At 64.1% G+C, this 20,993-nt stretch carries 20 protein-coding genes; 10 read left to right on the plus strand and 10 right to left on the minus strand.

Going from position 1 to position 20,993, the window contains the following annotated elements; all coding sequences use genetic code 11:
* Window positions 1–358 precede the first annotated feature (358 nt).
* The 6 genes from AC1P6P_RS09570 to AC1P6P_RS09595 all read right to left on the minus strand — a co-directional run bounded on the left by AC1P6P_RS09570 (window position 359) and on the right by AC1P6P_RS09595 (window position 7,235).
* Window positions 359–682 (minus strand): type II toxin-antitoxin system PemK/MazF family toxin, encoded by a 324-nt coding sequence (locus AC1P6P_RS09570; protein ID WP_481402212.1) that lies wholly within the window; start codon window positions 680–682, stop codon window positions 359–361.
* Window positions 679–891 carry an antitoxin MazE family protein gene (locus AC1P6P_RS09575; protein WP_481402213.1) on the minus strand — a complete coding sequence of 71 codons (213 nt, stop codon included), beginning with the start codon at window positions 889–891 and terminating at the stop codon, window positions 679–681. Before AC1P6P_RS09575 ends, AC1P6P_RS09570 begins: the two co-directional genes overlap by 4 nt.
* Before the next feature lie 107 nt (window positions 892–998).
* Complete coding sequence (locus AC1P6P_RS09580) at window positions 999–1,565, minus strand: hypothetical protein (RefSeq protein WP_481402214.1); 567 nt, start codon at window positions 1,563–1,565, stop codon at window positions 999–1,001.
* A 305-nt stretch (window positions 1,566–1,870) separates the two neighbouring features.
* Complete coding sequence (locus AC1P6P_RS09585) at window positions 1,871–2,632, minus strand: class I SAM-dependent methyltransferase (RefSeq protein WP_481402215.1); 762 nt, start codon at window positions 2,630–2,632, stop codon at window positions 1,871–1,873.
* A gap of 32 nt (window positions 2,633–2,664) precedes the next feature.
* On the minus strand, window positions 2,665–6,099 hold the full coding sequence (locus tag AC1P6P_RS09590) for a tetratricopeptide repeat protein (protein WP_481402216.1): 3,435 nt from the start codon (window positions 6,097–6,099) through the stop codon (window positions 2,665–2,667).
* Window positions 6,100–6,203: 104 nt separating this feature from the next.
* Complete coding sequence (locus tag AC1P6P_RS09595; protein ID WP_481402217.1) at window positions 6,204–7,235, minus strand: histone deacetylase family protein; 1,032 nt, start codon at window positions 7,233–7,235, stop codon at window positions 6,204–6,206.
* Between the two features lie 187 nt (window positions 7,236–7,422).
* On the opposite strand from AC1P6P_RS09595, the gene AC1P6P_RS09600 reads away from it, so the two are divergent.
* From AC1P6P_RS09600 to ald, 4 genes are all read left to right on the plus strand, one after another.
* Entirely contained in the window at window positions 7,423–7,893 is a 471-nt protein-coding gene (locus AC1P6P_RS09600) for a hypothetical protein (RefSeq protein WP_481402218.1), read from the plus strand.
* 84 nt (window positions 7,894–7,977) lie between these two features.
* Window positions 7,978–8,799, plus strand: coding sequence for a hypothetical protein (locus AC1P6P_RS09605; RefSeq protein ID WP_481402219.1), 822 nt, complete (start codon window positions 7,978–7,980; stop codon window positions 8,797–8,799).
* Between the two features lie 54 nt (window positions 8,800–8,853).
* A complete protein-coding gene (locus tag AC1P6P_RS09610; RefSeq protein ID WP_481402220.1) occupies window positions 8,854–9,945 on the plus strand; it encodes a hypothetical protein in 1,092 nt (363 codons plus the stop codon).
* Between the two features lie 203 nt (window positions 9,946–10,148).
* On the plus strand, window positions 10,149–11,267 hold the full coding sequence (ald, locus tag AC1P6P_RS09615) for an alanine dehydrogenase (RefSeq protein WP_481402221.1): 1,119 nt from the start codon (window positions 10,149–10,151) through the stop codon (window positions 11,265–11,267).
* Between the two features lie 42 nt (window positions 11,268–11,309).
* Here the strand turns inward: ald and AC1P6P_RS09620 are convergent, their stop codons facing one another.
* Window positions 11,310–12,317, minus strand: coding sequence for a DUF6976 family protein (locus AC1P6P_RS09620; RefSeq protein WP_481402222.1), 1,008 nt, complete (start codon window positions 12,315–12,317; stop codon window positions 11,310–11,312).
* A gap of 10 nt (window positions 12,318–12,327) precedes the next feature.
* A complete protein-coding gene (locus AC1P6P_RS09625; RefSeq protein WP_481402223.1) occupies window positions 12,328–12,549 on the minus strand; it encodes a hypothetical protein in 222 nt (73 codons plus the stop codon).
* A gap of 281 nt (window positions 12,550–12,830) precedes the next feature.
* Between AC1P6P_RS09625 and AC1P6P_RS09630 the strand changes: the two genes are divergently transcribed.
* Both AC1P6P_RS09630 and AC1P6P_RS09635 read left to right on the plus strand, forming a co-directional pair.
* Window positions 12,831–13,430 (plus strand): OmpA family protein, encoded by a 600-nt coding sequence (locus AC1P6P_RS09630; protein WP_481402224.1) that lies wholly within the window; start codon window positions 12,831–12,833, stop codon window positions 13,428–13,430.
* A 765-nt stretch (window positions 13,431–14,195) separates the two neighbouring features.
* Window positions 14,196–14,936: a PEP-CTERM sorting domain-containing protein gene (locus AC1P6P_RS09635; RefSeq protein ID WP_481402225.1), complete on the plus strand. Its 741-nt coding sequence runs from the start codon at window positions 14,196–14,198 to the stop codon at window positions 14,934–14,936.
* Here the strand turns inward: AC1P6P_RS09635 and AC1P6P_RS09640 are convergent.
* Together AC1P6P_RS09640 and AC1P6P_RS09645 are read right to left on the minus strand one after the other, a co-directional pair.
* Complete coding sequence (locus AC1P6P_RS09640; RefSeq protein WP_481402226.1) at window positions 14,875–16,560, minus strand: glycoside hydrolase family 43 protein; 1,686 nt, start codon at window positions 16,558–16,560, stop codon at window positions 14,875–14,877. The two genes, AC1P6P_RS09635 and AC1P6P_RS09640, sit on opposite strands and share 62 nt — an antisense overlap.
* A gap of 171 nt (window positions 16,561–16,731) precedes the next feature.
* Window positions 16,732–17,355 carry a hypothetical protein gene (locus AC1P6P_RS09645; protein ID WP_481402227.1) on the minus strand — a complete coding sequence of 208 codons (624 nt, stop codon included), beginning with the start codon at window positions 17,353–17,355 and terminating at the stop codon, window positions 16,732–16,734.
* A gap of 279 nt (window positions 17,356–17,634) precedes the next feature.
* Between AC1P6P_RS09645 and AC1P6P_RS09650 the strand changes: the two genes are divergently transcribed.
* The 4 genes from AC1P6P_RS09650 to AC1P6P_RS09665 all read left to right on the plus strand — a co-directional run bounded on the left by AC1P6P_RS09650 (window position 17,635) and on the right by AC1P6P_RS09665 (window position 20,883).
* Window positions 17,635–19,002 (plus strand): class II 3-deoxy-7-phosphoheptulonate synthase, encoded by a 1,368-nt coding sequence (locus tag AC1P6P_RS09650; RefSeq protein WP_481402228.1) that lies wholly within the window; start codon window positions 17,635–17,637, stop codon window positions 19,000–19,002.
* A gap of 11 nt (window positions 19,003–19,013) precedes the next feature.
* Window positions 19,014–19,772 carry a hypothetical protein gene (locus AC1P6P_RS09655; RefSeq protein WP_481402229.1) on the plus strand — a complete coding sequence of 253 codons (759 nt, stop codon included), beginning with the start codon at window positions 19,014–19,016 and terminating at the stop codon, window positions 19,770–19,772.
* Between the two features lie 179 nt (window positions 19,773–19,951).
* Window positions 19,952–20,359, plus strand: a complete 408-nt coding sequence (locus AC1P6P_RS09660) for a bacteriohemerythrin (protein ID WP_481402230.1) — start codon at window positions 19,952–19,954, stop codon at window positions 20,357–20,359.
* A gap of 113 nt (window positions 20,360–20,472) precedes the next feature.
* Window positions 20,473–20,883: a bacteriohemerythrin gene (locus AC1P6P_RS09665; RefSeq protein WP_481402231.1), complete on the plus strand. Its 411-nt coding sequence runs from the start codon at window positions 20,473–20,475 to the stop codon at window positions 20,881–20,883.
* Window positions 20,884–20,993 lie beyond the last annotated feature (110 nt).

Consider the following 20,993-nt stretch of genomic DNA (forward strand, 5'->3'; position numbering starts at 1 on the left):
TCGCGGTGGAGGAAAGAATGATCTCGCTTGAACGTCCGATGCGCTAGTTCTCTTAAGTGTGATATTGGCAGGATGCGACAACCCAGAAGCCAGGAAATTTCTTGCGCAATGCGAGTTGTCACCTCATGCCCAAACGAATTTTGAACATTATAATTCCGCTTATCTTGCAATGTGTATGCAAGCGAAGGGGTATATCGAGGATGCCCACTTGATCGAACCCAATGGGATTAAGTGCAAAGACGATCTTTGGTCGGATGAACAAGCTGCTTGTTACCGGCCTGACGACAACGTCTCGAAGTGGGTTGCTTGCCTGTGATCGTCCGTCGCAATTCCAAATTGGGCGGCTATACACAGCTTTTCACCCCACCCCCAGAAATAACGCTATCGCCCGCGTAACGGCCAGCATCGTGTCGTCGTCGATCTGTCCGAACACCTCTCCGATCTTGTCGCGGCGCACGGTGACGGCTTTGTCGACCATGATCTGCGAAATCCGGCGCAGGCCGTTGGTTGGCGTCGGCGTGATGGTGATCCGGTAAAGCGGGGCGTCGCGCAATTCGCTGGTGATCGGCAGGACGGTCACGGAGGGAAGTTCAGCGAACAGGCTCGACTGAATGACGAGGGCCGGGCGCGGTTTGCCGAAATCGCCTTGCAAGGCGACCGCGACCAGACTGCCGCGGTTCATTTCCAGCCCGCGGTATCAGCCGCCTTGTCGATCCAATCGAGAATGTCGGCTTCTTGCGGATCGCCCTGAACGACAAGGCACTGGCGGCGGCATTCTTCCGCGAATCCAGGCCGACGGGTGTCGGGCACCCAAATCTGCACCGGCCGCAAACCGGCTGCGCGCAACGCCGCCCGGCGCTTTTCGACCCGCTTTGAGGTGGATTCTGCCACTAGCCTTCTCCCATTGCCACGCGCGACGTTACATGTAACATTCGCGGTGTGCCCGTTCAAGCATTTCCGCACGATCGCTCGGCACAGCCCGTTTGGTCTGACCGGGCTCAGTGCACGATGGCGATGATCAGCGCCACCAACAACAAACCGCCCGCAGCGTAAATGAGGGGGCGGTTGCGAGGGTCCTGCCAAATCCGGCGCGCGGCTTCTTCCAGACCCGATACCAGCGGGATTTGCGTCGTGGCGTGCGGCGGTGCGGCCTCTACTGCGGGCGGTGTCGGGTTTGCGGCCGGAGGAGCAGGCGGCGGTGCTTGGACCCTTGCCGGTACGGCATGCAAATCCGCCCGCACGGCGGTCACGAGGCCGCTTAGCCGCGTCAGTTCGGTGGCCGCCGTGGCGCTGAAGCGGTTCAGCATTTTCAATTCGTCGCGGACCGCCGCGAGGTGATCCTTGATGACGATGAAGACGGCGAGGAACCCGCACACCAGAACCGCCACGAAGCATCCCACGATCACGCCGACGATCGTGCCGACGGCCGCGGCATCGCCGTGTCCGTAGTCGTAATAATAGAAGGACTGCGACATCCGGTAACCCGCCATCGCCCCCACCACGATGAAGATCAACGCCAGCAAGGCATTCAGCGCACCCAGTGCGCCGGCCAGAAACCTGTTCATCGTGCGTCCCCCTTCGCTGTGGTGAAGAGTTTAGCGAAATTGGCGCTGGGCGGGAGTGTCGCAACCCGAAAACTATTGCGAACGCGAGGCAGCTACATAGTAAATATCGCTAACAATTTGAATCGCTGCGCAAACTGCCGTCGTGACGCACCCCCTTGCAGCGTGCGGGAGGTTTCCCCATTTCTTCTATATCCGAACAATTGCATCCGGACCGCCGCCGCTTGCGGTTTTTCGAAAATACATCGACTCCGTTGCGGCTAGGAGTCTGTCCGCAACGGGCTGCAAAATAATTCTTTCGATTTTTTTCAGGCCTTCGCCGCCACCACGCTGGCGGTGTCGAGCTGGAACGAACCGTCGGCTTCGAGGCCAAAATGGGTGCGCACGCTCTCCGGTGCCTGGGCCATCAGCGCGAGGATCGCCTCGGCTTGGACCGGCGGCGTCTGCATGCGGGCGATCCAGCTTGAAAACGCAAGCCGGATGCGGTGGCGCTTCACCGCGGTGACGGCGAAACCGGCTGCGGTCAGCATCGCCGTCCACTCGCCCACCGAATAATCGCGCACATGGGAAGGATCGCGCAGCATCTCTATGGTCTGCACGAAGGTATCGCAGAGGACGTTTTCGGGCGCCACACCGTCCATCACCATCAGCGGCGCGCCGGGTTTCAAAACGCGATGCACTTCGGCCATGGCGGCGGGCACGTCGAGCCAGTGATGGGCGGAATAGCGCGTCGCGACGAAATCGAAGCTGGCGTCGGCGAATGGAAGTTTTTCCGCCTTGCCCTGCTGCGTCGCGATATTGGTAAGCCCGCGCGCGGCGGCTTCTTCCGCCACCGCCGTCAGCATCGCATCGGAAAGATCGTACGCGGTGACGGCACCAACCAGCGGCGCGAGGGTGAAACTGACATGGCCACCGCCGCAGCCGAGATCGAGCGCGGTCGCGAACCCGCGGGTTCCCGCGAAGGATCTCAGCTCGTCGAGATCTTCGCCGGCCGCATGCACGGCGCTGTTGACATACGCCGCGGCACGCGGCCCGAATTGCCGTTCGGTCAAGGAGGGGATATCGCTCATGCCGCCTTCTATCACGGCGGCGCATCGAAGCGCTACGGTGCGATCTTCGACGGCACCTCGCCCGTCACGTCGGCATCCATTTTCTTGGCCCTGGCGATGTCGGCGTCGCCCGAGGCATCGCCGAGCTTTTTCTTGGTGACGCCGCGTTCGTAGAGATAGCGGGCATCGCGCGAGAACACGGTCGCGGCCTGATTGAAGTCGGCGAGCGCGTCGCGGAACTTGCCCTGACGGAAATAGGCCAGCCCGCGCATCTCCAGCAGATCGCCGTTGTTTTCCTGAAGCTGCAGCGCGCGCGAGCAGTGGTAAGCCGCTTCGTCGAGCCGCGCGGTATGGGCCAGCGCCTTGCACAGCATCGGCAGCACCGAGGCATCGGGGGCGCCTTGGCGGACGGCGCGCTCGAAGCTGGCGGCGGCAGTGTCGTATTGGCGTTGCGCCATCGCCTGCATGCCTTCGGCAAAGGTCGCGGCATAGCCGGGCAGGTTGGCCGGCTTCGGTGGCAGGCGGAAGATTTGCGTGCTGGAAATTGTGGGGCTGATGCCCGGCTCGATCTTCAAGGCGAGAGCGACATCCTGGTTGGCGGATTTGTCGTCGCCGAGTTCGCGCTTGACCATCGAGCGCACCATATACGGCCAGCCCTTGCCGGGGTGAGCCGCAATCAAGGCTTCGGCTTCTCTGAAAGCCTCCGCGCTCTGGCCCTTGTCCACCATGACGGCGAGGCGGCCGGAGTGCGCCGGCTCGGAGTCGGGCCGGTTGGCGAGCACACGGTCGTAATCGGCGATGGCGAGGTCCCAATGCCTGAGGGATTGGTGCACCCTGGCGCGCATCAGCAGCATGTCGGCATCGTCGGGCGTTGCGGCGATCAGGGTATCGAGATCGGGCAGCGCCAGCGTGGCGCGGCCGGTGTCGCGATAGAGATAGGCGCGTGCCTTGAGCGCATCGGCGTATCGCGGGTCGATCGCCAGCGCGGCGCTGAAATCGGCCAGCGCCGCCTCGTTGTTGAACTTCATGCGCCAGGCGGTGCCGCGCAGCACCAGCGCCCAGGTGTCCTTGGGGTCGGCCTTGATCGCGGCGGTGGCATCGGCCATCGCACCCTGAATGTCGGCTTTGCGCAGGTGCAGCGCAGCGCGATTGGAGTGGGCCCGTCCGTGATTGGGCTGCAGCGCGATGGCGGCATCCAAGTCCGCCGCGGCGAGATCGAGCTTCTGCTCGAACATATAGGCCCGGCCGCGGTCGATCAGTGCGTCGATCTTTTTCGGGTTCAGCTTCAGTGCCTGGGAGAAATCGGCGATCGCCTTGTCCCAGGCGCTCTGATGCGAATAGGCGAGGGCGCGATTGTACCAGACCTCTTCGAAGTCGGGCTCCAGCGCCAGCGCGCGGTTGTAATCGGCGATGGCGAGATCAATCTTGCCCATGTCGAGATAGGTGGTGCCGCGCGCGTTGAGCGCCCAGGAGCTTTTGGGATCGAGCCGGAGCGCCTCCTCATAATCCTTGAGCGCGGCATCGTAGTCGCCCTTGTCGCCATAGGCATTGCCGCGTTGGATCAGGGCGTCGATGTTGGTCGGTTCGGCCTTGATCTTCGAGTTGTAGGTGTCGACCGAGCGCGACAGGCGGAACCCGCCGTCATAGTTGTCGGCGATCTTCTTCAGCGTCGCCGCCGTCTCCTTGCGCAGATCCATGGTGCAGCTCACCACCTTGACCTTGGAGCGGAACTCGCGATGCACCGTCACGATGCCGTTCCTGAAGCTCCAATGGGCGAAGAAGAACAGGTTGGCGGTCTGGACCTTGAAATCGTCGGGCAGCCCGTTCGGCGTGGTGCCGGTCGGCAGCACCAGACTGATGTCTTCGGTTTCGCGGCCGCTGTAGCAGGCGGTGGGATCGGTGTCGGTGAGATCGCCGAGATCGTAGGGTCCCATCATGCCGTCGCCGATCATGGCGCCGAGCTTGAGGCCCCGCGGCATGGCGCGCTTTTCGCCGTGATCGAGCCAGTCCGCGAGGCCCTTGGCCGAGAAGGTGCCGGTGATCGAGTAGCTCGGCGTCAGCTCCATCGGCGGGTCCATGGCGAAACTGCCGGTGATGTCGGTGAAGCCGGCCGCCGCCAGCCGGCCCTGCACCACCTTGTCGGGGCCGACCGCCTGCACACCGAGCGCGACGTAGCGCAACATGATCGCATGCGGGCCTTTGGCGGTGGTCCGCGTCGTGCCGCTGATGACGCCCTTGTCGTCGAGCGTCGCGGTGGTGACGGTGGCGAGTTCGGCCACGTCCGGCGCCAGCACCGGTACGGTGGTCATGCCCGCACTGGTCTGGGTGGCGCGCACCACCGGCTTGCCGTACTCCTCGATCGGCAGCACGCCGAACGGCGCCACTGCGGTGGCATCGAGCCAGAGGTCGAGTTCGGGCACGTAGGTGATGACATGGTTGAGCTGGGCGAAGGTCGGCGCCACGCTCGTGTCGTAGGAATTTTCGGCGTTGATCAGCATGCTCTGGGCGGCAATGCCCTTGGCCTTGAGCAGCGCCTGCAGGATGGTGTCGTGGTCCTTGCAGTCGCCGTAGCCCTTGGCGACGATGGCATCGGCTTCGTGCGGGATGAACGAGCCGCGCCCGAGCTCGATCGCGACATAGCGGATGTGCTTGACCACCCATTCGTAGAGCAGGCGCGTCTGTTCGCGACGGTCGCTGACGCCGGTGGTGATCTGGTCGGCGAGTGCCTTGATTTTGGGTGTCACGGCAGCTTTTGGGATAGCCTGCGCGGCGTAAGCGGCACCGAGCGCGGCGTAGTCCTTGAAGCTGGAAACGAAGAAGCGCGGCTCGCGGTCGTAGGGATTGATGGCGCCCTGCGCCGGCACTTTGGTTTTCGGCGCCGTTATCGTCCAGGTGAAGGTCTCGCTGTCGCCCTGTTCGCTCTTGACGAAGGGGACGTCGTGCGTCTCGGTCCTCAGATGCATGGACTTCGGCGCGGTGATGGCGACGTGCGTGTTCTTGAGCGGATAGCCGCGCGGAAAATATTTGCCGTAGGTGAATTCGCCGGCGAAGTTGGGCTTCGTCGTCTTGTAGCGCACGGTGTAGACCGCGGTGTCGCCCGCCGCGAACTGCGGGAACAGCAGCACCTTGATGCGGAAGCTGGTCACCGCCAGCGTATTGTCGGGCGGAAGCTGTTCATAGATCGTATTGATGTCGACCGGAATTTTGCTGCCGTCGGCCTTCAAGGTGTGGGCTTCGACGATCTCGACGTCCTGCAATTCGGAATCGTAGAGCACGCTGATGCGCGAGGCCTGCATGGCGCCGGCGTCGTTGGTCGCCTTGATCTCATTGTGAACCGTGTCGACGTAAGTGCCGTCGGCCGCCACGACGATGTCTTCGCCGGCGGCTTCGATGCTGGTGGCATCGCTGGGATCGGTGGGGGCGGCTTTAGCCGACGCACACGCCAAAAGCACCGCCAACGCCGCTGCGGCCGCACGCCAATACGCCATCGCTACCCCCCACCGTTAAGGCGGGAAGTCTAACCCGGATGGCGATCAAAAGGAATTTGCCGTGTGCGCTTTTGTCCTGTGCAACGGCGCACCCGGACCGCGGGTCAGGCGCCTTGGAAGCTTTCCAGCACGTTGGCCGTCAGATCGCCGAGAGCGTCGAAGCAATAGCCGCCTTCCATGATGAAAAGCACCGGCTTGTGCAGCTCGGCCAGCGCCGCGCCCATGCGCTGGTAGTCGGCCGCCTTGAGCCGGAAACCGGCGATCGGGTCCTCGAAATAGGTGTCGAGACCGAGACTGACGATCACCACGTCGGGGCTCATGTGCTTGACCGCTCCGATGGCGAACTTGAGCGCCTCTTCGTAGCGGCTCCAATCGGCGCCGTTGGCCAGCGGCAGGTTGAGATTGTAGCCCTCGCCCTCGCCTTCGCCGCGCTCGTCAGCAAAACCGACATAGTGGGGATAGGCGAAATTGGGATCGGCGTGGATCGAGCAGAAGAACACGTCGGCGCGCTGGTAGAAGATCGCCTGGGTGCCGTTGCCATGATGATAGTCGACATCGAGGATGGCCGGCTTCAGCCCCGCCTTGACCAGCCATTCGGCCGCGATCGCCGCGTTGTTGAGATAGCAGAAGCCGCCGAACACATCGGCTCCGGCGTGATGACCGGGCGGACGGGTCAGCGCGAATGCGCTTTTTTCGCCGTTCTTGATCGCCTCGGCGCCGGACAGCGCCACATTGACCGCTTCGCGCGCAGCCGCCCAGGTGCCGCGGGCGATCGGGGCATCGCAGGAGAACGCGTACCGGCCCAGGCGGGCTTCGATATCGCCTTTGTGCTTGTCGCTCATGCCTTTCGCCGGCCAGGCAGACGGGATCGCGACCGAGGCGTTCTTGCCGTAGCGCTTGGTCCACTCGTCCCAGGCTTCGGTCAGCAGGGCGACGAGGCCACTGTCGTGCACGGCGAGGATGGTTTCGTCGCCGAACGGCGTCGGCGGCACCAGCGGTCCGATGCGGCGCGCCTGCACGGCGACGCGCACTTTTTCGGCCCGGACCGGGATTTCCACCGCCGGCAGCAACTGGCCGCCTTCGAACTGAACCTGGGGATCGTGGTCCAGATGGACCGGGGAATAGAAAGTTTTCATTCAGCTTCGCCCTGCCAACACGCGAGCGTAACGCGGCAACACATTGCGCAGCAAGGATTGTCATCCGCGGCATTCAAATATGGCGGAGCTGGGGCAACGACCTGACGCCAACCTGACAGTACCGTTCATGTGCGGTTCAGCCGCTCGGGACCACAGTCGCGTTCAACGGCGAACAAGGAGAACCGAGATGAACAGGATCGCCAAAGCAGTTTTGGGTACGCTGATGCTGGCCGGAACGGCCATCGGCGTCGCCACGCCGGCGTCGGCCGGCTTCACGGTCGGCTTCGGAGTCGGTGGCTGGGCGCCGCCGCCGCGCGCCTATTATGGCCCGGGGATCTGCGACCCTTACAGCCGCTACTACGACCCCTATTACTGCGACGACTACGACTACTACTACGGCCCGCCGCTCTACATCGGCGGCTACTGGTACGATCGCCCGTTGCGCAGCCGCTGGTATGGCGGACACCGCGAATTCTGGATCAACAACCACTGGTACCGGCATGACGGCTGGGGCCGCGGCAGCTTCTATCACAACTATGGTGATTGGGGGCATGGCGGTGGCGGCTACGGCGGGCACGGTGGCGGCGGCTGGGGTGGAGGACACGGCGGCGGCCACGGTGGCGGCGGCTGGGGCGGCGGCCACGGCGGACATCACTGACGCCAACCGGCGCGCCTTTGGATTTCAGTCTGAAGGCGCGCTTTTTCAAACACCGGCGGGGCGCTTCTTTTTAGGAGACCAGCTATGAAACGGTTTGGCAGGGCAGCGTTCAGTGCAATGCTTTTGGCAGGCGCGGCGTTGTTTGCGGCCTCGCCGGCACGCGCCGACGGCGGCATCGGGTTTTCGTTCGGATATGACGGCGGCTATTTCGCCGATCCGTGCGACTACTACGATTACTACGACGTTCCGCCGCCGTGGGGCCTGCCGCCCGATTACTGCGGCTATCCGGTCTACTACGAGCCGGTGTTCTGGGGCGGCAACTGGTATCGCGGCCCGATCTATTATCGCTGGTTCGGCGGCGAGCGGCTGTTCTGGCTGAACGGCGGCTGGCGGCGCGACCAGTGGAACGGTCCGCGTCCGTCGATCCGCTGGACCGATCGCGGCGGCTGGCACGGGCGTAGCGCCTGGGGCAATCGTTTCGGCGGCAACTGGTCGAACGGCGGCAATCGCGGCTGGTCGGGGAGCGGCTATTACCGCCAGGGCGGCAGTAACTACCCGCAAGGCGGCCGTGGTTGGCAGAACCGCGGCGGCGGCAACTACCCGCAAGGCGGCGGCACGTATCAGCAGGGCGGCCCACCGGGCGGCGGCAATTATCAGCAAGGCGGCGGCAACCACGGTTGGTCGAACCGCGGTGGCAACTACCAGCAGGGCGGTGGCGGTAATTACCAACAGGGCGGTGGTGGCCAGCAAGGTGGCGGCGGCGGCAGTTACGGCGGCCAGGGTGGCGGCGGAGGCTATGCCGGCCACGGCGGTGGTGGCGGCCACGGCGGCGGTGGTGGCGGCCATGGCGGCGGTGGCCACGGTGGCGGCGGCCAAGGTGGCGGTGGCCACGATGGACATCACTGAGCATAATATGCGCTAAACTTAAACGGGTGATTCAGACCACAAAGGGGCTGGGCAATGAAAACTCTCTGGAAGACGACCGTCGCGGTGGCGGTTATGGCGGCGGCGTCGATGTTCGGCGTCCCGGCGAAAGCCGACGGATTCTCGGTTGGATTCGGCAGGGGTGGCGTGAATTTCAGCTATGACTCGGGCGGCTATTGCGATGAGTGGGGCTGTCCCGAGGGCTATTGGGATATGCCGATCTACGATTGCCCGGTGTATTGGGGCGGCAACTGGTATCGCGGCCCGGTCTATTACCGGCGCTATAATGGCCGCATCTGGTTCTGGCTGCACGGCGATTGGCGCCTCGACGAATGGCGCGGCGGGCGCCCCGGCGGCTACTGCACCGGTCGCTACCGCGAGCCGCTCGGTTTCCAATGGTACGAAAACAACGGCTTCCGCATTCGCGACGACTGGCGTAGCCGCTGGCACCGCGAGCACGGTGATCGCAATTGGGATCGCGGTCATGGCGGTGACAACCATGGCGGTTTCCAGGGTGGCCCGGGTGGTCACAACTGGAGCGGCGGCGGCAATGGCGGCGGCAACAACGGCGGCGGCAACGGCGGCCACCCGAGTGGCAACGGCGGCTGGCCTTTCGGTGGCCAAGGCAGCGGCAATCAAGGCGGCGGTAACCAGGGCGGCAACGGCGGCCATCCGGGCGGCGGCCAAGGTGGCGGCCAAGGCGGTGGCCAAGGCGGTGCTGGCCAGAGCGGCGGCGGCCAGGGTGGCGGCCATGGTGGCAGTCACGGTGGCTGGCCCTTCGGCAACCAGGGCGGCGGCCAAGGTGGCGCCGGCCAGAGCGGCGGCGGCAATAGCGGCCAGGGCAGCAGCGGTCAAAGCGGTAGCGGCGGTCATGGCGGTGGCAGTGGTGGCAGCGGTAGCGGCCAGGGCGGCAGCGGCGGTCATGGCGGCGGCAGCGGCGGCGCCCAGGGTGGCGGCCAGGGCAGCAGCGGCGGTCACGGCAGCGGCAGCGGGCAAGGTGGCGGCCAGGGCGGTAGCGGCGGTCAAAGCGGCGGTCACGGTGGTGGTAGCGGCGGCGGCAACCACGGAGGCAGCGGTGGTTCAAGCGGTGGCAACACGACCCACCCGCACGACGACACCGGTCACTGATCCGGTCGGCTCGGAAACTTATCGGGGCCCGGCAACGACGCGTCGGGCCCTCTTTGTTTGGGGACACAATCGGTCCGATCCGTCGCACTTCACGCAAGCGCATATCGCGATGCGCCACGCGGGGCTCCGGAATGCGAGGATGGCAATTGATCCGGCGGCGCTGACTGTTAGCCTTCCCGACGAAGCCTGTTGAGGAATTCGAGATGCGCGTCGGTGTTTCAAAGGAAATCAAGAATCACGAATATCGCGTCGGCTTGACTCCGGCAGCCGTGCGGGAACTGACCGCGCGCGGGCATGAGGTTTACGTCGAGACCAAGGCTGGCGACGCCATCGATCTCACCGATGAGCTGTATGTGAAGGCCGGCGCCAAGATTCTTCCCGGCGCCGCAGAGGTGTTCGACGTCGCCGACATGATCGTCAAGGTGAAGGAGCCGCAGGCGGTTGAAATCGCGCGGCTGAAAAAGGGCCAGACCCTTTTCACCTATCTGCATCTGGCGCCCGATCCGGAGCAGACCAAGGGACTGCTGGCCTCCGGCGCAACCTGCATCGCCTACGAGACCGTCACCGACCGCCACGGCGGCCTGCCGCTGCTGGCACCGATGAGCGAAGTCGCCGGGCGGATGTCGATCCAGGCCGGTGCCCATTGCCTCGAACGCGCCCAGGGCGGCCGCGGCGTGCTGCTCGGCGGCGTGCCCGGCGTTCCGGCGGCGAAAGTGGTGGTGCTGGGTGGCGGCGTGGTCGGCACCAACGCAGCGCGCATGGCGATGGGGCTGGAAGCCCATGTCATCGTGCTCGACGTGTCACTCAACCGCCTGAAGGAACTCGACGAGCAGTTCGGCTCGCGTTTGCACACGCTCTATTCGACCATGGATGCGGTGGAAGAGCAGATCACCACCGCCGATCTCGTCATCGGTGGCGTGCTGATCCCGGGTGCCGAGGCGCCCAAGCTGATTACCGAAAAGATGGTGCGCGAGATGCGCAAGGGCGCGGTGATCGTCGACGTCGCCATCGACCAGGGCGGCTGCGCCGAGACCAGCCATGCCACCACGCACGCCGATCCGACCTATCGCGTCCACGACGTAGTGCACTACTGTGTTGCCAACATGCCGGGCGCGGTGGCGCGCACCTCCACCTTCGCCCTCAACAACGCGACGCTGCCGTTCACACTGGCGCTGGCCGGCAAGGGCGCCGATGCCGCGATGAAGGCCGACCCGCATCTCAGGGCCGGTCTCAACGTCTACCACGGCACCTTGACTTACAAGGCCGTGGCCGCGGCGCAGCACCTGCCATTCGAAAGCGCCGAAAAGGTGCTGGGACTCTAAACGGAACAGCGGCCGCCGCCGCCTCGCGACGGCCGCATTCCATTACGCGATTTCGAGATAGACCAGCGTCTGGTTCAGCAGCACGTAGGCGATTTCGCCGAAGGTCGCCGGGCCGGGAATGGCGATCGGCTGATCGCCTTCGAGGCCGCCATAGACATAGTTGAGAATGCAGTTGCACGAGAACACCGGCGTCACCGGGCGCTGTTCGAGCCGCTTGGCGAGGCCGTGGCGATAATCGCCGGTTGGCGCGGCCTGGCGGTATTCGACGCCCTTCAGCACTGGCGCATAAAAGCGCACCGTGTGGTTGGCCTCGTCGAGGGTCTGGAACGAGACGTTGATCATCTCGCCCGACTGATCGGCCACCAGCGGCAGGCTGAGGTCGAGGTTGCGGGCGCGAATGTAATCGAACAGCGAGCCCGGCTCGCCGTTGATCAGGCAGGCATCGGCCGAGAAGCCGGTTTCCGGGAACGTGATGCGATCGCCTTCGCCCTGCTCGAACAGATTGATGATGCCGACCTGGGCCGAAACGTCATCGGGCAGCTTGGCATGCAGCACCAGAATGCCGTTGGTGGAGGTCTCGCCGGTGCGCCCGTCGATCACCAGCGGCGCCGTCTTGCCGAGGTCGTCGAGATGAACGCCCGCGATCCAACCGACCACCGGCTTTTCATACAGGCCGGCGACGTCGTGGATGGCGTTGGCGAAGGTCGAGTGGGCGTTCGACATGCCCGGAATGATGACGATCGAGAAGCCGTTGTCGTAACCGCCCGCGGTGATGTCGGCGAGCCTGAGCGCGTGCACGAACTGGGTCTTGGTTTCGACCACCGCCCTCGGCAGTTCGGTGACGAGCACGCGGGCGTGATCGACGACGCCGCCCGACTGGGTCAGGAAATAGGGAATCGTGCCGCCGATCCAGTTGCCGTGCGCGAGCTGCTTCAGCGCCTGTTCGGCGCCGGCGATGTGGAGGATGTGGCCGTCGGCGATCAACGCGTTGGCGGCGGCGACGGAAATCAGTTTCGTAGTGGTGTCGGCGACGGGTGTGATGCTGGTCATGAGGGGCCTCTCAGGCGATTTTCTTGAGATCGTTGGCGACGGTCCGCTCAAACTTCTCGAAGAACTGCCTGAGTTCGGCGATCATCTGAGGTTTCTGACTCGGATCGGCCGCGACCATGCGCACGGCGCGCGATACCGCCATATTGGCGGCGAAGACTTCGAATTTGTGGGTGCATCGTCCGGTGACGAGGTCATCCCAAAGCCGGGACGTAAGCGGTGGTACGTTCGACACGTAATCCCCCTGTTAGCGCTACCAGATCAGGCTAACGCCGGCTCCTTACGAAAGTAAAAACACGACCGGACGCGGATTGGCAAAATGGTCGCAGGCCCCTGATGTTGCTCAAGTTTTGGGCATCCGCCCGGGACGCAATTTGTCCGGCGCGCGGGCCTGCTTTGCGGTCCACTGCTGGCGACGTCGAGGCCGCGCATTTCGCGGCGCTGTGGCGCTGTCGTCCTTGTCGGGGCGGTCGAACAATTGCATGGTTTGACGCTCGCGCTTTTCATCGGGGATCCATGCACAAGAAGGTTGTTGCGTTCGTCGGCCTCATCGTGCTGGCCGGATGTCAGGCGCCGCAACCCGCGCCGCCGGTTGCGCCCGTGCCATCGCCGACGCAGCCGCCGGTGCCGCATCGCGCCGATCAGCCGGCGCTGCCGCCGATCCATTCCGCCGGTCCGCTGACGCGCGCGATGGTCGGCACCTACATGGATGCACAAGAAGCCGATTTGCGCAGTTATCTGCGCGGCCAGGGCGTGTCGGTGTCGCGCCGCGGTGATCAGCTGGCGGTGACGCTGCAGAGCGATCGGCTGTTCGATCACGGCGAGATGTCAGACTGGGGCGATGCGTTTCTGCGCGCGATGGTGCTGGTGCTCGGCCATTACGACCACACGCTGATCGAGGTGAACGGCTATAGCGATGCCGGTTCGAATGCCGACGCCACAGTGGCGGCGTCGCAGAAGCGCGCCAAGGCGGTGGCCGACGGCTTTTCCCATTACGGCATCGCGGCCGGCCGGCTCACGGTCAACGGCCTCGGCGCCACCAATCTGCGCATCGCCAATGCCAGCGATCCGAAGAACCGCCGCATCGAGATCAAGATCACGCCGAATCCGAAATAGGCGAGCGGCGAGGGTTCGGGTACTTCGCGCGTCAGGGCGAATTGGGTGTCGGTGCCGATCCCGTCAAGCACATAAAAGTCGTCGCGCAACACGCCAAGCTGCAGGAACAGCGTCTGATCGACCCAGAATTGGTTTTGCGGATCGCTGGCGATCGGATCGGCGGGCAGGTGATCGGGCGCGAAGGTGTCGTCGACATAGCTGATGATGTCGATCTCCCAGTTGCCGCCGCTAATGGCGTGACTGGGGGCCTCGAGCGGACCGCTGAAACTGATGGCGTCGCGATTGGGCCAGACGCGGGCGTCGGCACCGAGGCCGTCGACCGCGAGAGTGCCGGCCTTGGCATAGAACGAGGCGGTGGGCAGCAGCCAGTGACCGGGTTCGGACGGCACCACGCCATTGTCGAAGCGGAATTCGCCGCCGATCGGGTGGTTGCAGGGAACCAGCGCCCCCAGCTCGATGGTTGCCGGGCAGGCAACGACGCTGCCGGTGAATTTCCAGGTGACGGGTTCGGCTCTTGCCGCGGCTGCGAAGAGGAGCGCGGCGACTGCAAGACGGATGAGCGACATCGCGAAAGTCCGTGCTGGGTTTTGTCAGCTGCGCAGCATCTACCGTGCCATGGCGGTGGACCTTCCCGACGCTGCGTCGCGTCGTAAAAATTGTAAACAGTGCAAACAGAATGTGCGTGCAAACAAAATATTTCTTCGCGCGCAGCTTGCGGGAACTTAAATTCGCATGCAGCCTTCGCGCATTGGAAGGGGTGCGCACATGACGTCATTTGTTTCCGCGCTCGTTGCGTTGGCCGTTCTGACCGTTCCCGCCGCCGCTACCGCCATCGCCTCGGTCAAGGGCGCGTTCTGGCAGGCCGACTTCGCCTGGTATGACGACGGCGGCGCCAAACACAGCGCCTTGCCTGACGGGGTGGTCCTCACTTGCACCGGCAACGCCAGGGGGGATGGCGCCGGCGGCTGCTTCGACAGCGTCACCGCGTCGGTGACGAGCAGCGACGGCAGTTGGCAGTCGCTGGTGATCGATCGCTTTGGCGGGCTTCAGCTTGTCAACACCAGCGGCGCCGCGCTCGGCGGCGTGTTCGGCTTCACCGCGCGGTTTGCGTCGTTCTATCCCGCTACGCCGGATTCGGGGGCCAGCGTCGACGATGGCGCGACTGAAACCGCCACCTATTTCACCGTCGTCGATGGCGCCGGCGGCTTCGACTTGCACGGCTGCAACATGGCGAGCGCGCCCGGCCACTCGGGGCCGCACGCCTGCCGCCCGATCCCGCCGGAATACCAGGACAGCACCTTCACGCTCGGCCCGTCGCCAAATTGGACCGACATGGCCGCCGACTGGCGCATCTATATCGAGGTGACGGCGCAAGGCAGCGCGAACGCCAACGATCCGGTGCCCGAACCGCCCGCGCTGGCGCTGTTCCTCGCCGGGGCCGCGGTCATGGCGAGTAGGCGTAAGGCCCGATCACCGTGCCGACAAACCCGCCGGCCTTCTTGGTAGAAAGCACCGTCGCGTCTTCGTCGTGCACCAGAATTTGCCCGTCGCCGAAGCGGAAGCTGATCTTGCCGCCGTCGATCGCCATCGTCAGCGCGATCGGTCCGCTGGTGGCCGGGGCGCAGGCCAGCGTGTTGCCCTGTTCGGGATCGCTCGCCGACGTGCGTCGCGTGACGCAGATTTTGTTCGCGCCATTCTCGCGCACCACGCCGAGGAAATAGAAGGCGTGCGAATTCTGGAAGGCGACGAGGCCAGCGCGTTCGCCGTCGATCTTGGGATCGAACCGCAGCACGGTCGTCACCTCGGCACTGGCGTGCTGCTGGCGCTTGGCGATGAACGAGGGCTGGCCGTTCGAACCGATCGCCACCGGCCGCGCGCGCAATCGGAGCGCACCGCCGTCGACCGAATAGAAGGCTTCATGCGGCGTGCGCACCGTGATCCAGTCAAGCCCGAGCGGCGCCTCGAACGTGTCGGTATAGGAGAAATTGCCGGCGTGCGGCTGCGGCCCCGGTTCGGGTGGCAGGCTCGGGCGCTTGGCGGCAACGGGCACGGGTGTGCCTTTCTTGAGAATAATCGGCCAGCCGTGTTTCCACGTCACCGGCAGCAGGAAGGTTTCGCGGCCGGTGTTGTAGAGATCGTCGCCATAAGGGCGGGTGCCGAGAAACACCGCGGCCCATTCGCCCTTCTGCGTCTGCACCAGATCGGCGTGGCCGGTGGAGGTTACCGGAAAGTCCCGCGCCGGCAGATCGCGCTGGGTGAGGATCGGATTGCCTTTGAAGGGAAGAAACGGTCCCCACAGCTTCTTGGAGCGGAAGATCACTTCCGAATGCTGCTCGGCAGTGCCGCCTTCGGCGCACATCAGATAGTACCAGCCGTTGATGAAATAGAGGTGCGGGCCTTCGATCCAGACCGGTTTCTTTTTGATGTCGGTGCCGCCGTTGACCAGCACCTTGCGCGGACCGACCATTGTATGGGTTTGCAGATCGAATTCCTGCATCCAGATGGCGCGGTGGCCGTTGTAAAGCGGTTCGCCCTCCGGCGCGCCGTTGTTGACGATATAGGCGCGGCCGTCGGGCGCGAAGAACAGCGAGGGATCGATGCCTTCGAATGGCACTGGGATCGGATCGGACCACGGACCGGCCGGGTTCTTCGCGGTGATGATGAAATTGCCGCCGCAATCGACGCAGGTGTTGATGATGTAGAAGGTGCCGCCGGCATAGCTGATCGCCGGCGCAAAGAGCCCGCGCGAAATATCGAGGGTGCCGAAATCGGCCTGGCTCGGACGGTTCACGGCATTGGCGATCTGGGTCCAGTGCACCAGATCGGTCGAATGCCACACCGGCAGTCCGGGGAAGTGGGTGAAGCTCGAGTTGACGAGATAATAGTCGCTACCGACGCGCAGCACGGACGGATCGGGGTAATAGCCCGGCAGGATCGGATTGAGATATTCGCCCGGCCCCGCCGCGCGGGCATCGAACACCGCATCATGGCCCTGATAGCTGAAACGATCGAACTGCGCGACCGCCGGTGCCGGCTTGACGACCGGCGGCGCCGGAGGAGGTGGCGGCGGAGCAGCACACGCAGCAAGAAATGCCGCGGCGGCGGCGAGCAACAGCGCACGGTTCAGCATGGCGAATCTTCCCAAATGCGCCGCACTGTGGTGCCACGGCCGGCACAGCGCAATCGAGTTCCGACGTATCGGATCGACGAGCGGCCCGCGTTAAAGGCGAACGCTGCCGGTCTTCGTTGTTGTCCGTCGGGCGCCTTCGTTACTCCTGCAGATGGGAGGCAGGCTATGCCTTCATGTCGGCGTTCGGACCTTCCCGAGCCGTCGTCCGAGGCGGATTGCGCAGATCACGCCGAGGAGCAGAATGGATGCAGATGCCGGTTCGGGCACATCCGTCGCAGCAGGCGGATTGGACGCGCCGGGCGGATCATTTGGGACGGGATCATCGTTTGTGATCGGCGGCAAGTCGCCCGGAGTCCATGGATCGTTATTAGAACCCGGGTTGTCGCCGGTCCCGCCATGCGCGCCGGTATTGTCTTCGCCGCCTTTGTTGGAGCCGTCGCTTGAGGGGACACCACCGCCGGAGTTGGTGCCTCCGGCCGAGACGTCCCCAGCTCGATTTCCGATTAACAGGGAACCAGGGCGCACATGATTTTCTGGGTGCGGCGAAGATGACGAACCGCCGAATGAGGGTCCGCCCGCCTGGTCGCCCTCGTCCCAGCGATACGGACGACCGGACATCTCAGCAATGAAGATCGGAGTATTGCTCATGCGTGTCCGATGCGGCGGTTGGGGATCGGAAGCGGCCCGGCAATCGGCGCAGCGCGTTGGGATCGATACTTGATCCTGCGGCAAGCCGAAATTGCTATCCTGTGTGTGAAAGACGAACAGCCCGAGGGCTATGGTGAACGCCGACAACCGCCATCCCAAATACATCGTGGTGCCCCTTTGCCCGATGAACAAAAATGCAGGAGGCGTGCCACGCAAATAGGCCGAAGCGTCATCAATGACTTGCTGTCATCTTTGCCCGCGGAATTGTAGCCGGCGTTAAATTTTTTAGCATGTTCTTAACTTTTGGCGACTGCCGTCGGGTAGAAGTGTAAACGGCTCTGACAAAACCGGCCAGACCACCGCTGGCCGCCTCGCTGGAAATGCCGGGCCGGTTCCCCTATACCCGTGGCCGCAAAGGAGTTCCCCGTGGCCTGGTCCCCTGAAAGCTGGCGGTCGAAGCCGATCGTCCAAGTCCCTGCCTACCCCGATTCCGAGGCGCTGGCGGCGGTGGAAAACCGGCTGCGCACCCATCCGCCGCTGGTGTTTGCCGGCGAGGCGCGCAATCTTATGTCGTCGTTGGCCCAGGTTTCCGAGGGCAAGGCATTCCTGCTCCAGGGCGGCGATTGCGCCGAGAGCTTTGCCGAATTCCACCCCGACAACATCCGCGACACGTTGCGCGTGCTGTTGCAGATGGCGGTGGTGCTGACGTTCGGCGGCGCCGTGCCGGTGGTCAAGGTTGGCCGCATTGCCGGTCAGTTCGCCAAGCCGCGCTCCGACGATTTCGAGACCCGCGGCGACGTCTGCCTGCCATCCTACCGCGGCGACAACATCAACGGCATCGAGTTCACGCGGGAAGCGCGGGTGCCCGATCCGGCCCGTCTGATGGAAGGCTATGCCCAGAGCGCGGCGACGCTGAATCTGCTTCGGGCCTTCACCAACGGCGGGTATGCCGACCTGCACAATGTCAGCCGTTGGATGTTGGGCTTCATCGCGGGGTCGCCGGCCGGCGAACAATTCAAGGGCCTCGCACAGCGTGTTTCGGAAGCGCTCGATTTCATGCGGGCCTGCGGCATCACCCCGGAAAGCGTGCCGCAGCTGCGCTCGACCGACTTCTACACCAGCCACGAGGCGCTGTTCCTCGGCTACGAGCAGGCGCTGACCCGCGTCGATTCCACCAGCGGCGACTGGTACGACACCTCGGCCCACATGCTGTGGATCGGCGACCGCACCCGTCAGCTCGATGGCGCTCATGTCGAATTCTGCCGCGGCATCAGGAACCCGCTCGGTCTCAAGTGCGGCCCGTCGATCACCAATGACGGCCTGGCGCGGCTGATCGAGGCGCTCAATCCCGATAATCTGCCGGGCCGGATTACGCTGATCTGCCGCTTCGGCTCCGACAAGGTGGAAGAAAGCCTGCCGCGGCTGATCCGGGTGATCAAGCGCGAGGGCTTCAAGGTGGTGTGGAGCTGCGATCCGATGCACGGCAACACCGTGAAATCGGGCACCGGCTACAAGACTCGCCCCTTCGACCGCATTCTCGCGGAAACCAAGGGCTTCTTCGACGTTCATCGCGCCGAAGGCACCCATGCCGGTGGCGTCCATTTCGAAATGACCGGCCAGAACGTCACCGAATGTCTCGGCGGCGCCCAGGCGATCGGCGAAGAGGATTTGGAGAAGCGCTACCACACCCATTGCGATCCGCGTCTCAACGCCAGCCAGTCGATCGAGCTTGCGTTCCTGCTCGCCGAAAGCATCCGGGCGGAGCGCATGAAGGACGCCGGCTTCACGGAATAGGACCGGACTCGATGGGCGTATCGCGGCTGTTGGCCAAAGTCTGGGTGGTGACCTGCCTGTTCGCCGGCGCCCATGCCTTGCGCTACGCCCTGCTCGACGGCTTCGATCCGTGGCCGGATGTGCTGCAGGTGACGGTCGCCATCTCCTTGTTTGCCGCCATGGGGCTGCTGTTTGCGGGCGGCTATGGCGTGTCGCGCAATGCTTTTCATTTCCGCAGCACGGCGGTGTTCAAGGCCGACAAGTCGCAAAAGAGCATGCCGCTGTTTAATGACGCGGTGTTCGTGCTCTTCGCCGCCATCAGCTTTGCCAACCAGGTCTGGTATGCGCCGCAGCATTTGTCGGGAAAGATCACCGACGCGGTGGAAGGCGCGCTCTACTTCGCCATTCCCGGTCACGCGGTGGTGGTCGAACGCCTCGGCGAATGCGCAGTCGACGGCGGGCGGGTGTTTTCCTCGTCGGTCACCTGGCTGTTGGCGCTGGTGTTCGCGGCGTCGGCGGTGTCGCGGCTGAAGCCGGCGGCGGAAGCGATCCGGATCGACCGCATGCTGCATCCCCAGAGCCTGTCGCCGTCGGGATTGGCCGGCGTGCTCGGCATCGTCGCGGTGCTGGGAATACAGTGCCTGTTCGTCGGCTCACCGCTCGAACTGTTGCCGTGCAGCGAGTTTTTCGGACTGAGCGGGGCGCTGGTGATCGGCTTGGCGCCGCTGGTGTTCGCCTACGTGGTTTATGCCGCCCTGGCAGCACTGCTCGCCAGCGGCGCCGAGAAATAACCTGCCCACGCACACCGATGATACCGGAAATACCTGTAGTTTCTGCGGGTTATCTACGTATTTGCCCTTACGTGTTAGCCAGCCGTTAGGACGCCTGGGATTACAACCGTAACGGTAGTTCAGAACCGGGATCGACGGCGGTAAGGGCGCCGGTCGTACGCAGGTGGGGGGCTTCGGCCATGCTTGTGAAATGGGGCGACGAGCTCAGCGTCGGCGTTCCGAGTATCGACGATCAGCATAAGAAGATGCTGTCGCTGCTCAATCAGCTGCACGACGGGATGATGGCGGGGCGGGACAAGATCACGCTCGGCGACACCCTGAAGCAGCTCATCACCGCGACCGCGATTCACTTCAAATACGAGGAGGACATGCTGGCGCGTGTCGGCTATCCCGATGAGCCGGCGCACCGCATCGAGCACGCCACGTTGACGCGCCAGATTCACGACATCCGGCGCCAATACGAGACGGTTGGGCCCAGCGCCATGACGATTCCGGTGATGAGTTTTCTCAAGAGCTGGCTGGTGGCGCACATTTCGGGGTCCGACATGCGTTACCGCACCTATCTCACCGCGCGCGGCGTCAAATAGCCGATTAACGCAGCCTTAGGTCGCGCCATGCCAGCGTGCATTCAGGCAAAGGGGGAGCCCGTCGGTTGGCAGATCGGCGCGATATCCCTCGCAGCAATGACGCGGAGGGATAGATGGCGTTGGTAGTGTGGAGCGACAAGCTCAGTGTCGGCGTGAAAAGCATCGACGACCAGCATAAGAAACTTGTGACGCTGCTGAACCAGCTTCACGACGGCATGATGGCGGGCAAGGGCAAGGAGATCGTGGGTCCGGTACTGAAGGGCCTGATCGACTACACCGCAAATCATTTCCGCTACGAAGAGGAATTGTTCGCCCGCACCGGCTATCCCGACGGCGCCGCCCACAAGCAGGATCACGAAGCGCTGGTGCGCAAAGTCGTCGAGATCCAGAAGCGCTACGAGCAATCCGGCCCCGCCACCTTGACCATCCAGGTGATGAATTTCCTCAAGGACTGGCTGACCTCGCACATTCTCGGCGCCGACATGCAATACCGTCCACATCTCGTGGCCAAAGGGATTAAGTAGCTATACCGCCTGGTGAATTCGCCTGCGATGGCAGCCTGGCCAACGCGCTTCGGCAAATCGTAACGGTTTGTTTTCCGCACGCCGTGTATACCGCTGGCGCGTTCCGGAAT

Source organism: Rhizomicrobium sp. (assembly GCF_056722145.1).